Annotated in this window: 14 protein-coding genes; 12 read left to right on the top strand and 2 right to left on the bottom strand. The window is 52.8% G+C overall.

Features of this window, described 5'->3' with window-relative positions:
• Positions 1-72 precede the first annotated feature (72 nt).
• Together MF6394_RS02570 and MF6394_RS02565 are read right to left on the bottom strand one after the other, a co-directional pair.
• Positions 73-561 (bottom strand): hypothetical protein, encoded by a 489-nt coding sequence (locus tag MF6394_RS02570; protein ID WP_078466126.1) that lies wholly within the window; start codon positions 559-561, stop codon positions 73-75.
• 177 nt (positions 562-738) lie between these two features.
• Positions 739-1155, bottom strand: coding sequence for a TraR/DksA family transcriptional regulator (locus MF6394_RS02565; protein ID WP_078466125.1), 417 nt, complete (start codon positions 1153-1155; stop codon positions 739-741).
• A 148-nt stretch (positions 1156-1303) separates the two neighbouring features.
• On the opposite strand from MF6394_RS02565, the gene MF6394_RS02560 reads away from it, so the two are divergent.
• The 12 genes from MF6394_RS02560 to MF6394_RS02495 all read left to right on the top strand — a co-directional run bounded on the left by MF6394_RS02560 (position 1304) and on the right by MF6394_RS02495 (position 12615).
• Positions 1304-1660, top strand: a complete 357-nt coding sequence (locus MF6394_RS02560; protein WP_078466124.1) for a hypothetical protein — start codon at positions 1304-1306, stop codon at positions 1658-1660.
• A gap of 33 nt (positions 1661-1693) precedes the next feature.
• Positions 1694-2023 carry a hypothetical protein gene (locus MF6394_RS02555; protein WP_011922985.1) on the top strand — a complete coding sequence of 110 codons (330 nt, stop codon included), beginning with the start codon at positions 1694-1696 and terminating at the stop codon, positions 2021-2023.
• Positions 2024-2109: 86 nt separating this feature from the next.
• Positions 2110-2382 (top strand): HU family DNA-binding protein, encoded by a 273-nt coding sequence (locus MF6394_RS02550; protein WP_078466164.1) that lies wholly within the window; start codon positions 2110-2112, stop codon positions 2380-2382.
• Positions 2383-3385: 1003 nt separating this feature from the next.
• Positions 3386-3880: a hypothetical protein gene (locus tag MF6394_RS02540; protein ID WP_078466122.1), complete on the top strand. Its 495-nt coding sequence runs from the start codon at positions 3386-3388 to the stop codon at positions 3878-3880.
• A gap of 2 nt (positions 3881-3882) precedes the next feature.
• Positions 3883-6099, top strand: a complete 2217-nt coding sequence (locus MF6394_RS02535) for a helix-hairpin-helix domain-containing protein (protein ID WP_228759038.1) — start codon at positions 3883-3885, stop codon at positions 6097-6099.
• A gap of 100 nt (positions 6100-6199) precedes the next feature.
• Positions 6200-8002: a type IV secretory system conjugative DNA transfer family protein gene (locus MF6394_RS02530; protein WP_078466120.1), complete on the top strand. Its 1803-nt coding sequence runs from the start codon at positions 6200-6202 to the stop codon at positions 8000-8002.
• Positions 8003-8041: 39 nt separating this feature from the next.
• A complete protein-coding gene (locus tag MF6394_RS02525; protein WP_011922991.1) occupies positions 8042-8383 on the top strand; it encodes a hypothetical protein in 342 nt (113 codons plus the stop codon).
• Positions 8384-8474: 91 nt separating this feature from the next.
• On the top strand, positions 8475-8825 hold the full coding sequence (locus tag MF6394_RS02520; protein ID WP_078466119.1) for a hypothetical protein: 351 nt from the start codon (positions 8475-8477) through the stop codon (positions 8823-8825).
• Entirely contained in the window at positions 8785-9213 is a 429-nt protein-coding gene (locus tag MF6394_RS02515) for a hypothetical protein (RefSeq protein WP_161952152.1), read from the top strand. Before MF6394_RS02520 ends, MF6394_RS02515 begins: the two co-directional genes overlap by 41 nt.
• A 401-nt stretch (positions 9214-9614) precedes the next feature.
• Complete coding sequence (locus MF6394_RS02505) at positions 9615-10247, top strand: hypothetical protein (RefSeq protein WP_011922994.1); 633 nt, start codon at positions 9615-9617, stop codon at positions 10245-10247.
• Positions 10244-11038: a hypothetical protein gene (locus MF6394_RS02500; protein WP_078466116.1), complete on the top strand. Its 795-nt coding sequence runs from the start codon at positions 10244-10246 to the stop codon at positions 11036-11038. The genes MF6394_RS02505 and MF6394_RS02500 overlap by 4 nt, the downstream gene beginning before the upstream one ends.
• On the top strand, positions 11035-12615 hold the full coding sequence (locus MF6394_RS02495; RefSeq protein ID WP_078466115.1) for a conjugal transfer protein TraB: 1581 nt from the start codon (positions 11035-11037) through the stop codon (positions 12613-12615). Before MF6394_RS02500 ends, MF6394_RS02495 begins: the two co-directional genes overlap by 4 nt.
• Positions 12616-12622: the final 7 nt, after the last annotated feature.

Genomic DNA, 12622 nt, shown 5'->3' with positions numbered 1-12622 from the left:
CCTTCGAGGCCGCGGCATTTCTTTTCAGAAGTTGGAGTCGGTTTGGTTAAGCGCTGCGTTCAGCACGGTTAATTAGCCAGCCCGGAGAGCGGTGATCTGAGCTTCAGCAATCAATGCTTGAACTGCGTTCCGCTGCTGGTGGACATACTGATCCACAAGGTGAGTATCAGAGAGGCAAGAAGCTCCACTACGGCTAGTCCAGAGACCTTCTGGAACTTCTACCTCGACGGATGCCAATCGCCTGAGAGCCTGCCAAGCGGTATCACGCTCAATGGAAGATTTGGATTCTGCTACCGCTCGCATATCAGCTTCTGCGAAGTGGAACCAGGCGCCCTCCTCACTCTCGGCCTTTTGGAAGTAACTCCCAACAGGAAAGGCATCCAAGGGTGTTGGACAGGCGACAACTGGTATATTGAGGATCGACACAGCCACACGAACAATCAGGCTCGAATCAGCACTGACTTCGTAGACCTCGCACTCATGCTTTGCAGACTCGATGGCGCTGTAGAGGGATGAAAGGTAATCGCCACAATCTACGTAAGAAGCACCGGTCTCCAACACACGGCCACCGTGCTCAAAAACAACTTGAGCGGTAGCCTCGCGTAGCCAGACAACAGGCTGTTCAAAGCGTATCCATTGAGATGGGCCAACACCAGATAGACTTCCTAGCCTAGCTAGATCGAGGACCTGTCTACGCACAATCGGAAGAGAGCTGCAAAACGGCGCCGGCCTCATAGCTCACACTGCTTCTGCTCGGACATGCTTGCCCAGACGCTCGAAACGAGTCTGAGCTTCAGTGGTACGAGATGCGGTCGGGTTGTTGAGTAGGCGTTTAAGCCCGATAGGCTCTCCAGAGTCATCGCACCAACCGTAAGCATCTTCTTCGATGCGAACCAGCGCAGCCTTGATAGCCATAGCTTCGGCGCGCTCCCCCTTCAGGATGCGCATCAGAAGCCCGCGGTTCTCTTCGATAGTGCCCGCATCTGATGAGTCAGCGACTTTTTCAGTTACAGAAACCGCTTCCTCATGCCCTACGATCCGCGCGGTCAGCTCGCTTTGTTTCGAAAGCAAAAGCTGCTTGAAGAACTGAAGCTGGACAGCGTCCATGTAGTTGTCGGTGGGCTGGGCTAGCAATGCAGCTGCGTCTATAACCATAAGAGGACTCCAATTGTATCGAATTAAAGGAATATCTCAGGGTAACGCCGGGCAACCGGTTTGCAACCCGGAACGCTAGCAGGAAATTCCTCCCTTGTTAGAACCCTCATCAACGTTATGTTGGCATCCACTACCACAGGAGATCACCATGGCAATTGAATCCCGCAAATCCGGATCGGACCACTTCGATGCCACATACGGAGCTGCTTCACACAACCTCAAAGACAAGATGAGCTTCCTGCTCCAGAGCCGGAGTGGTGCTCAAGTCCAAGGCTGGGATACCACTGTTCACGTTGATGGCTTGGTAAGCCTGCTGCCGATAGCAGCGTCGTGCGATGAGCAAGCGATGCTGGACTTGGTTGATTCGATCAGTGCATTCGCCTCGGCCGCGGAACAGGCTTTTGAGGCATTCTCGGTAGATTGCGACCTGGAGGACGCTGGCGCCCTACCAGCACTCCTTCTCAAGTCAGCTGAGTCAGCCCGCCAGTTGGCAGGATCAATGTAATCTGCTTATCTATGCTGAATCTGGAGGTTTTCCATGGCAAACAACACCAAGAATCCAACCGGCGACATTCAGCTTGGACGATTCAGCTACACACACAATCGGTTCTTGCTCACGCTTGCCAGCCTGGCGCTTGCTGCCTTTATTTTTGCAGACATCATCGGCTCGAATGTAGCCCAGGGCTCCAACTGGCTTGAAAAAATGGCTTCCCCTCAGATGTTATGGGCGCTGTTGCTACTGCCGATTGCAACTTTCGGCAGCCTCATGCTTAAGCGCTCAGGCCACCCTGATACGGCCCTGAAGTGCCTGATAGTTGCTGCAGGATTTATCACTGGAGCAGTCGCCAAGATTATTTTCACCCCATGATTTTGGGATGGTGCTTTTGAATTCGTCATGTGCAAGCCCCTCGTTATACTCGTGCTTTCACTGACAACCCACGCTGGAGAATGAAATTGAATAAAAGTGAATTTGTAGACGCCGTCGCTGAGAAGTCGGGTCTTACCAAAGCTGACACTCAGCGCGCCGTTGACGCAGTCCTGGAAACCATCACTGACACGTTGCGCAAGGGTGACGCCGTATCGTTCGTGGGCTTTGGCAATTTCAGCGTCAAACAGACTGCTGAACGTCAAGGTCGTAACCCGTCGACTGGTGCTCCCATTACAATCGCGGCCGCAAAAAAACCTCACTTCGCTGCCGGCAAATCGCTGAAAGACGCGATTGCCTAAATCGAACCCGATGTGAGCAAACGCCCCGTACCCCACGGGGCGTTTTGCTTTCTCAGCCCCGAAATGTGAAGCGATGAAATGTACACAATAGACACCCTTCGAAATGGGTCTATCGATCCGAACTCGCATCTTGCTGACACCAGCCCTGAGGGCAAAGACTGGATGTTAGGGCAGGCAGCTCTTGCAGCGGAATACATGGAGCAGCAGGGTCTAAAAAGCATCGACTATATAGGGCCTTTCCTTCGGCACCCGGTACCCATACTGGAGAAAGAGGGCCCACTTAGCCTGCTTGTCCTACCTAAGGGATCAATCATCCATCGGGTTGACCTGCGCCCAGTTCGGGGATTTCCAGCGGTACCATTTGCAATGTTCATGGTCACATCAGTTGGTCAAACATTCGAGCTTCAAGCTGATCTCCTGGTCCAGTGCAATGACGTAAGGCCTGGGCGAATCTTTAAGGACGGTTCACCACGTCTGTCTTTGGTCGAGACACGAATTGCAATCGTGAACCCGTCACATGACTACGCCTTCTACGTGTCCCTGGACAGCTGGGCCGAACTCAACGGCGCAGAGCTCAGTGCGCGGCTCCAGGCTGCATGGCGCCGATCAGAAGGCAAGTCCTCATCGCGCAAGATGTCTGTAACAGATGTCATCCTCTCCGCCGGCGTAGACACTGCTGGCTTGGATTACGACGAGAAGGTAGAGGACGCATGTCGCCACCCATTTTTCGGGCCGCCTGATTCCTATAGTCGAGTGGTACACATCAGCGACAAAATCCTAAATGAGTTCCCTGACGAAACCGACCCGACACAGTTTCGAGCGTGCAGCTGTTCGATTACTCGACCTTGCGTGTGCGGGAAGCGAAGTGGGAATTAGCCATAGGAAGAGCTAGTTCAGGCCTCGGAATCGTATGCGTGGCGATTAGATTTAAGATTTTTTGCATTGAAAGGCCGAAAATGGAGCACTCCATTGCCACTATTGGTTTAAGACCTTGAGGCCTTCAATGCAACCAATTCATACCCAAGAAGCTAAATCCCTGATTTCCGAGACGTACCCGGTTGTATACGGCACTCTCAAGCGGGGAACGCTCCGCAAATTTCTCCACGACGGATCGAGCACTGTTTTCTCGTGCAAATCGATTCGACAACGTAAGTCGGCAGCCACACTGTTCACCAGTGGTGTCGATGCCGCCCTCAAGAAAGTACAGGCGATCGCTGATAAATACGCCGGCTTGCCCACTGACGGGCTTTTTGACGGGTATGAACCTGAGCCCGCTTACCCGGACGGGATGATCTACTGGGACGACTTATTGCGAGCAGTCGATCTTGTTGCCCTCTATGACCATCTGGTCGCCCTCACCTATAAATATCCAAGCCATCTCGACGAGTCGCCAAAAGCCATCCGAAAGGCAGCAATGATTGTGACCATGCGGCCCTTATGTCGTGTCCGTCGCGCCTCTCGCATCGCTAACAGCGGCCGGGCTTTCGAACAGGGATGAATATGGAACGTGTACCCGAAGCAGTCGAAGGGCTGGTGCGTGAGCAAGCAATTCTAAGTTCAATTCAATATCGTGACCCACACGGCCCTTGGGGGATCGGTACCTTCCGCAGAGAGGACGGGACGACCTTCCAGGCGACAGGAAGCTTCGGGCAACCCATCCTGTATGAGGAGTTCATCCTCTACGGGAAATGGAGCCCAGACATTCCGGGCGGGGATTTCGATACTGCATCGTTTTCGTCTATGCCACCGAAAGCTCTAGAAACCCTTCCGCGGTACTTGACGAGCCTGACTCAGAACAGGGTTGCTATTGCTGCAACTAACAAGGCTGTTCAGCACTTCGGCGAGAATCTCATCGACATTCTCGAGCGAGCACCCTCTCGGCTGACGGAAGCGGGCGTTTCAGAAAGCGATGCTGAGCTTCTCGGGACGACGTGGGCAACAGAGCGTTCCCATCAGTTAGCTTTGGCGCAGATAGACCTTGAAGGCATTCCTCCAGAGAAGCTGGCCACCCTGCAGCGCCGCCTGGGGTACATGACTGACTTGAACCTTGTGCTGCGTGAAGACCCATACCTCCTGTATGTCCACTTTGACGACATGCTGTTCTCGACAGCCCAATCTCTCGCTAAGCGCTTCCGAGTCACTAACGACACTGTGTCCGCAGTCAAGGGCGCAATCGTTGCCGTGCTTCGCAAGGAAGCTTGGTTGGGCCATAGCTACATCGAGGGCGTCCCCCTAGTCGACGCCGTGTCCAAATTACTCAAGCTCGACCGCGCAGTGCTCTATCCACTAATCAAAGAGGGTGTGACCGAATTGAGGCGGGCAAAGGTAGCTCGCGCAGAAGAACGCAGACTACAGCTGTACAACCTATATGAGATCGAAAAGTCTCTAGTTGAAAAGGCGATCGGCTGGACAAGGCTGACCGCGGCCGAGCTAGAGGATCTGGTTCCGAGCGAGGAAATGGGCATCAAACTGCTCCGCCCTCTGAAACTTGGTGCCCCCGCCACGAAGACTCTTTCAATGGGTCTATGCCACTTGATGGCTGAGCGCTTAGCTCTTGTCCAGTGCGAGACCCTTCACGATCAATTGACCATCGTCCAGGGCATACAGCTATTCCTGAATGCTTTCGGAACAGACGCACTCATCACTGCATCTTCCAAGGAAATGGTGACCGAGCTTCAACTGACTCTGGGGGATGAGGCCCCGGTAGTCAGCTATGCGGAGTTGATTGGGCTCGACCCGGTGACAGGTGTCCCACAACAGAACCGGGCCAGCCCTATACCAACCGACGTGGTCGTAGTGGTTGGCACTGATTCTATGGGGGTAGAAGAAATTCACTATCTGCTCGAAGCCATGCCTGAAGCTGGCCGAGTTTTCATGCTTGGGGCCCCCAAGGATCTCCCGTCGCAAACAATCGGCCAACCCTTTGATGAGATGGCCAAAGTGCCAGAAATTCGAACATTCATCGCCAGTTTCTGGCTGCCGGCCCGTACTGAACAGCGAAAAGCAGCAAAGGACGTGTGGTCGGGATCGATTAAGCCTGATGACAGTTTTGATCCTAGCAAGCCCATCAGTTGGCTCAATACGCCACGAGAGAGCATTCCTGATGTGGTGAATGTGCTGCTCCGTGAGCTGTCTGGCTCATGCCAAATATCCCCATTGCACGACATCAAACCTGTCGTGGCGCGCCAGCACGCAGAGGTCCCAGGTACTGATGCAGTTTCCTGGCTTACTCGTTCGATCGCCCATGAATTCGTTGGTAAGGATGACCCGGTCGACTTTCATGGACGAGCATTGTTTAAGGGCATGCCTGTGTTAGTGCACCAGGCTCTCTCTTTGGAACACCCTGCCTTCTCTATTTTCGAGGCCACTGAACTTTCTGGCGAAAGAATGCTTGCCACGCCCCGCTCGGGAAACTCAGCGGTGATCGACCTCAAGCGGAATCTCAACATCTTTCACGGCGGTGTACTGACACCAAAATTTGCGCGCGGTCGAGTTTACGAGTTTGTAATCCTGATCGTGCTCAAGGAGCACATGGGGCTGTTCAATGCCGAACTTCTCTCGACCCTCCTGAACAGTGCAAAAAGATCATTGATTTTGGTAGGCGAGCTAGACGGTATTGCAGATTCATTTCCTGGCGATGAGCCCACACGGGTGAGGTCATCACTCTCGAAATGGATGGCCACCGATGGCGATCAAATTGACCCGCCGCAGAAGTAATGCGACCTCCTACTGGCCGGGTCCCCTCATGCATGGGGTGAGTACAACTCAGCCTGAGCTCATTCCACAATTCACACTCCAGCACGCGGGATAACAGTACATGGCGATCAGATCTGCACGACTCGAGGCACAGGAACGGGCGAAGCTGAAAACACAGCAGGCCCGCAATGTTGCGTTGAGTCTCCCGCTTGTAGGAGCTGCAATCCCTTTTGTGCCTCTGCCACTCGCAATCGGCATTGCTGTGGGCTGTGCTGTATGGACTCTGTACCTTGATCGGAAGGACAAGGAGGCAGTGACTCCGTTGGTTTGGGACCGTAGCTACACACAGACTGACATACCCGATTGCGACTTCCAGCGCTCAACCTTCTTAGGCAAAACCATGCCATGGGTGGAATGGAAGGAACGTGTAGATGCGGTCTCAAACGCGAAGGGTATCGCAAGCGCCGACGATGTGCGTCAGTCGCTAATCGAGGCATACCCCGGAATGATCCCCTTCATGCTGTCAGACGACATCATGACAAGGCATATGGCGCTGCTCGCCGCGACCGGGACCGGGAAGACCGAACTCATCCTCGCAATCGCCCAACAACAAATCAAAAAAGGGGCAGGCCTACTGCTGGTCGAGGCCAAGGCTGATTCTGATTTGTCGGGTGCAATCTACGCAATGATGGAAGCCGCTGGCAGGCTGGACCAGTTCAAGCTCATATCCTTCGAGTTCCCAGAGATCAGCCACACTTACAACCCATTCTTCGCCGGCGGCGTTCGCGCCACCCTATCGACAGCGATGAAGATGCAAGCCGCGTCAAAAGAGGAGTTCTGGACTGACGTAAACCGCTACTCACTGTCTGCAGCAATCCTATGCATGAAGCTTCAACCTGGTGAGCCTGCATTCCACATTAAGGATCTAATCGCAGTCCTCTCTGATTTCAATATCCTCCTGCGATACGTGAAATCGATTCGAGAGTCTGACTCAGATGCTCACAAGGACGGGAAAGAGTTCCTATTTTCCTACCTCCGCTACTGGTACGACGAAGAAAAACAGGAGTGGAATCGTAAAAGCTTCAAGACCATGCTGCAGGGCGCTATCTCAAAACTTTCTGCCTTCGCGCATTCAGAATACTCACGCATTGTTAACACCTATAGCCCTGATGTTGACCTGAAAGACGCCATCCTCAATGGCGAGGTGGTTGTGCTGTCCATGTCGGCTCTCGCCGACAAAGACGGTGTTGAGCTGATGGGCAAGCTATTCATCTCCGACCTGGCCCGTGCTATCGGTGAGATCCAGCTTCTTAAGCTGAAACCTTTAATGATCTGCCCAGCGATCTTTGACGAATATGGTTCGTTCGCGGAGGAAGGTCAGATCACCCTTTTCCAGCTTGCTCGAAGTGCAAACGTACCAATCATCATTGCTTTCCAGGGTGTCGGCTTCCTTCAGCAAAAATCTGCACCATTCGTGGAGATGGTGCTGGGTAACTGTTGGACTCACGTCTACTGCGACATCAGGGATGCTGAAACAAGAGCCTTCGCTTGCAAACTTGCCGGCACAACCCTCAGGAAATTTGAGCAGGAGACTTCCGCCACTAGCTCCGGTGCCAGCCATAGCACAGAGCAGTCAGGCCTCATCTCAAATGAAAACACGGGAGCGAGTTCCAGTGTAGGTGCTAAGGCGACCCGTGAAGACCTACTTCAGCCTGATGACTTCCAAACCCTCGACCAGGGCGACGGAATTATCATCGCAAAATCTGGTACCTACAGGGTTCGAATGCCAATGGTCCGCAGCAGTTTCCCGAACGTACATTTCCGAGATATGAAACTGACGCGACGACATTCCCGCGGGCGGGCAGGCATCAATGCCTGGAAAGACTTTACCGATTTCAACCGCAGGCTTCTGGGCGACGTCTGACAAAACATTTCGCATGCAGAATCTTTTAAGGGGGTTTCTATGACATGGCTTGAACGGATCAAGAACTGGGACTACAGCCTGGAGGGGATTGTAGAGTGGGTCTTGAACCTTATGGAATTCCACATCCAGCGCGCAGGGATCTGGGGCTACATCGGAATTGTGCTGTTCATTATCGGGCTGGGTCTTGCCTTCCCGGCGACACGAGGAGTGACAAGCCTGGTTGTGAGTGGTGTTTTCCGCATGGTGTTCACCTTTGTACAGAACGTCCTGACGTTGCTCACAGCCGACCTCTTCAAATTCTTCGGCAGACTCCTGCTAGCGATGTTTCACCGTTCTCGCCGCTGGATCATTGCCCTTGCCGGCCGTACACGTCGCGACTGATTGAAAAAACCCGGGCAATCCGGGTTTTTTTTTGGAAAACATCCCGAAATGGGGCACTCCCTTTCCACTATTTAGTGAAAGGAGAACCCTCATGAAAGCCGTCTTTCTAGCCATCTGCATTTCAGTCTCTGCGTTTAACGCTGTGGCTTCTGAGTATGCGAGCGATTCATACGTCATCGACCAGCGCGATCCGAAGTATCAGATCGCAATTGAGCACCTCGCGAGCGCTGCTCAGGCACTGCGCCTTGCTCAAGATGAACTGAAAAAAGCCGAGGCCTCCCACCCCCTTCCTGGACTGGATCTGGTTCGAATGTTGAGCCAGGTCAGGCCCGTGGAAGAAACCATCAACGTTGTCCTGCGCCCGGAGAAGAAACGCCTTCGGTATCAGGAGCTAACACCTGATGGGCAGTTCTTTACTACCCCACCTCGACTCGGAGATTGAGACGATGACCGTCACTGGAATCACCCATAACGTACGCATGGAGGAAATGAGGCGGTTCATGGCCAGCTTGTTTCTGCTGCTCGCTGTTGCTGCTCTATTTCTGATACCTGAGATGGCTCATGCAGCCGACGGTACAGCCTGGAACGGTCAATTTGGCCCAGATGCGTCCCTGACAAAAAACACGAACACCAGCCTTCAAGGCTGGTGGAAATCCGCAGCAGGGTGGGGGCTGTGGCTCTCAATCGGCTGCCTATTGTTCTCCATCTTTTTCCTTGGTGGTAAGTGGTGGTGGATCCCTGTCTGCGTGTTCCTCATTTGCCTATTCGGCGAAAAAGCGATCACCCAAGTAGCTACATGGGCTGGTTTCACCAACTTCGCTACGACCTAGGTAACGAGATAAGCCATGCACCTTAGAACCACAACAGAAAGCGACACTTACGCGTACGCAACTTCCCCGCTGAATTTTGGCGGAGTAGAGAAAGAGGACCTCTTGTTTTGGATGATCCCGATGGCGATCGCGAACAACATCATGGACGACCCCTTTTATGCGTTTGCTGTGGGTTGCTTCTGTTTGTGGCTCTACAAACGGCTTACTGCAAATACACCTCCAGGTCACATGGTTTTGCGACTGAGCATTGTTATGGGTCAACTTGAAAGCGGCGACCTGGCGACGATGTACCCAGCTGTCAGAAAGGTTGCTCGGGCACTCAACAGATTCCTAACCAACCTTTGGTTAGAGGTTGGCCTGCTCCCCTCCCCTACCTATTGCAACCGATACGAGCCTTAAGAATGAGCGACAAATACGGCGTACCGCTTGGATACTTCAACCTGCTCGGTCGGGGTGAGTTGAGGGCAAGCAGAATCAACGTTGCATTCATTGCAGTCACTGTGATCCTGACAGGGGTCATTGTGTACCTTATTAACTGGAACAATCATCTTCAGGATGTGAACGTTGAACTACAGGGCCAGCGGGTCATGTACGGATACCCGAACGCAGAGGGTGTATTCGTAAGCGAAAATGAAGTTCCTGAGCGGCACATCATCGCTTTTACTTCTGTCTTTCTTGACAATTTTTATAACTTCACGCCGGACTCTTCGTTTAGCAATGCAAATGAAGCCTTGCGTCTAATGTCGCCTCGGTTCCGCGCTGTTCAGGAAGAGACTCTTAAGTTGGTTGCAAAGCAATCATCTGAGCAACAGATTACCCAGGTTTTTGTTCGAACTTCGCCGTATAAAATTGAAACTACACCCCAAGGTTATATTGTGACCTTCCAGGCGCTGCGCTACCGCGCGACGCTAAATACTGTCTTCGGCAAGGCCAAGTTCAACGTCCGAATTCTGATGAAACCTGTCAAACAGTCGAAATACTTCGAGTGGGCCATCGTCGCTGACGATCTGCAAACTCAGGAGATTGCTCAGTGAAAAAAACAATTCTGGCTGCGATGGTTGCCGTAGCCTTTGCTTCACCCGTTTTTGCTGATGAGGAATGCAACCGTTCCCCACGTTCAGTTATTTATGAAAATTCACCAATTGATGTTTATATTTCGAACGACAACCAACGGGCCGAGGTAGTTTTTCCCGAAACATATCTTTTGGGTGTGAACCGTGAACAACCTGTTGGCCTTGAGCTGTTCCCAACGCCGATAAAAAACAAATTAGCCTTCAATACTACAGACGGGCAATACGTTGGCCTAGTAACTGTAGATGGTCCTTCTGGTCAATCCTATCAAGTCAATTTGATAGCCCGCCCTGGCTGCGCAGATAGCTTGGTGACGATTTCGCATCAAGCACCAGTTGATCGCTCCCAGCTGGCAAAGGATGGTAAAGGTCGCGTCAAGGGACTAATGAACTACCTGTTCGATGGAACAGTTCCAAATGGGTACCGTAAAAATAACTTTTCAAAGCTCACTAAAGAGCAACGTGTTGTTTTCCGCCAGGGTTCTGTCGAGTTTTCACTCCAATCCCAAGTTATCGGACCAACATATGTCGGCACCACCTACGAGGTGGTTAATCGTGGCCGCACTGCATTCAAGCTTGCAATCGACCAGATCGACTACTCAAACAAGGCAGTGGTGGACTCAATCGGAACGGCTCGCCAGGTAGCGATGCTACCGACTTCTCACATTTTAGGTCCATCCCCCGAATATATATCTGAAGTCTACGGTGATTCACATCGTGGATTGCTCTTCATCGTATCGGAGAAGAGCAAATGAGTGATTCGAATCCGAGACCATCAGGACCTAACAAAAAGCTTCTTTGGATCTTCGCTGCCGTTGGTGGCGCCATGTTCCTCTTCGGCAAGTGGTCGGACAGTTCAAGCACTGCGCCTGTTACTGGTAAGTCGACGCCGGTAGCAATTGAGGCGGGCCCTGCAGGCGTCAATCAAATCACTGCCCAAGACAAAGATGCGGCACTCACACAGTTCCGCAAGCAACTTGAGGCCATGCAAGCCGACGCTAATCGCGGGGAAGCTGAGCGGATCAAAGCGGATAAAGTCCGCGATCAGCAATTGCGTGAGATGCAACAGCAAAACAATGCCCAAACGAGGGCGTTGAGCGAGAAGATCGCCGACCTTCAAAAGAAAGGCGTTGACGACCTGTACGCCGCTATTAATGCAAAGGACAAAACCACAAATACGATTCCTGACATGCCGGGTGTTCAGGGTCTAAAAGTTCCATCGGGTGGCTTATCGTTCGACGGAGACCTTGATTTGGGTCCTGCCGCACTGCCGTCGACAATGACAACACCGGTAACAAGCCAATACGGTCCTAACTACATTCTGCTTGCCCCGCCAGTTCAAACTCAGGCGCAGACTCAATCGAGCTTCCAGGGTAAGAGTGGTGGTGGCCCAGGCACGCAGTCAGAAACATCCCTTTTCAATGACATGTCTGCGCCGACCCCAAGCAACCAAACAGGACAGACCAACAACGAAAACCTGAACGCTCAGTTCAATGACGTATATGGCAAACCCAACACTGCCCAGCAGAACAACCAAGCGTTTCAAAGCTCAGGCCAACCTGCTGCTCAGCCAGCCGGGTTAACTGCGGAAGAGGCTGCCGCGAAGAAGAAAGCTCAAGATACCTACACCGTCGAGGCTTTTTCCTTTGTTGAGGTCACAACTTTGCACGGCGTCAGCTGCCCTATCGGCGCTAACGCCCCGGGCGCTTCAGACTCTTCAAAGATCCCAGCCCGCCCAGTTGTTCTTCCAGTTCACGGGATATTTCACGGACCGAATGGCGTAGAGCGCGACATTGGTACTGCCCACCTTATGGGTCTTTGCTCGGGCCGGAGAACCTCTTCGTCTTCTACTGGCCGAGCACTTATCCGCATTGAGCAATTGAGCTACTGGGATGCTTCGGGCGGAGCGCAGATGGTAGCGGCAACTGGGTACGTCGTAGACATGCGGGACAACGAACAAGACGTGTATGGACGGCTCGACAAAGCTTCAGGTCGAACCCTGGCTCTGCAAGCCGCATCCGCAGCCGCAGCCGCTTATGCAACAACTTTGAGTTCAGCGGAATTCACCAACACCAGCTCTACACAAAACGGCACTTCGAGTGCTACGAGCCAACTGACAGGCGACGCAACAAAAGCAGCAGTTGCCCAGGGTATTGGTTCGATGTTCCAGAAGATCAGCGAGCGATTTGAAGCTGAAGCAGATGCTGCTGTCGACACCATTCAAGTCGAGCCGGGCATCAGACTGCGCTTTGTGACTGACCAGCCAATCCGTGTTGTGAAACCCCTCGAACCATTCGACATCGACGCCTCGATGTACGACACCCTGATCTAAGGCGGCC

The organism is Pseudomonas sp. MF6394 (assembly GCF_002018845.1).
Classification (GTDB): Bacteria; Pseudomonadota; Gammaproteobacteria; order Pseudomonadales; family Pseudomonadaceae; genus Aquipseudomonas; species Aquipseudomonas lactis.
This window is presented reverse-complemented; position numbering and strand designations above follow the sequence as displayed.

Bases quoted from the DNA above. Each gene is read 5' to 3' on its own strand.
- MF6394_RS02565 (WP_078466125.1), bottom strand. From the start codon at position 1,155: ATGGTTATAGACGCAGCTGCATTGCTAGCCCAGCCCACCGACAACTAC.
- MF6394_RS02560 (WP_078466124.1), top strand. From the start codon at position 1,304: ATGGCAATTGAATCCCGCAAATCCGGATCGGACCACTTCGATGCCACA.
- MF6394_RS02555 (WP_011922985.1), top strand. From the start codon at position 1,694: ATGGCAAACAACACCAAGAATCCAACCGGCGACATTCAGCTTGGACGA.
- MF6394_RS02540 (WP_078466122.1), top strand. From the start codon at position 3,386: ATGCAACCAATTCATACCCAAGAAGCTAAATCCCTGATTTCCGAGACG.
- MF6394_RS02535 (WP_228759038.1), top strand. From the start codon at position 3,883: ATGGAACGTGTACCCGAAGCAGTCGAAGGGCTGGTGCGTGAGCAAGCA.
- MF6394_RS02530 (WP_078466120.1), top strand. From the start codon at position 6,200: ATGGCGATCAGATCTGCACGACTCGAGGCACAGGAACGGGCGAAGCTG.
- MF6394_RS02525 (WP_011922991.1), top strand. From the start codon at position 8,042: ATGACATGGCTTGAACGGATCAAGAACTGGGACTACAGCCTGGAGGGG.
- MF6394_RS02520 (WP_078466119.1), top strand. From the start codon at position 8,475: ATGAAAGCCGTCTTTCTAGCCATCTGCATTTCAGTCTCTGCGTTTAAC.
- MF6394_RS02515 (WP_161952152.1), top strand. From the start codon at position 8,785: ATGGGCAGTTCTTTACTACCCCACCTCGACTCGGAGATTGAGACGATG.
- MF6394_RS02505 (WP_011922994.1), top strand. From the start codon at position 9,615: ATGAGCGACAAATACGGCGTACCGCTTGGATACTTCAACCTGCTCGGT.
- MF6394_RS02495 (WP_078466115.1), top strand. From the start codon at position 11,035: ATGAGTGATTCGAATCCGAGACCATCAGGACCTAACAAAAAGCTTCTT.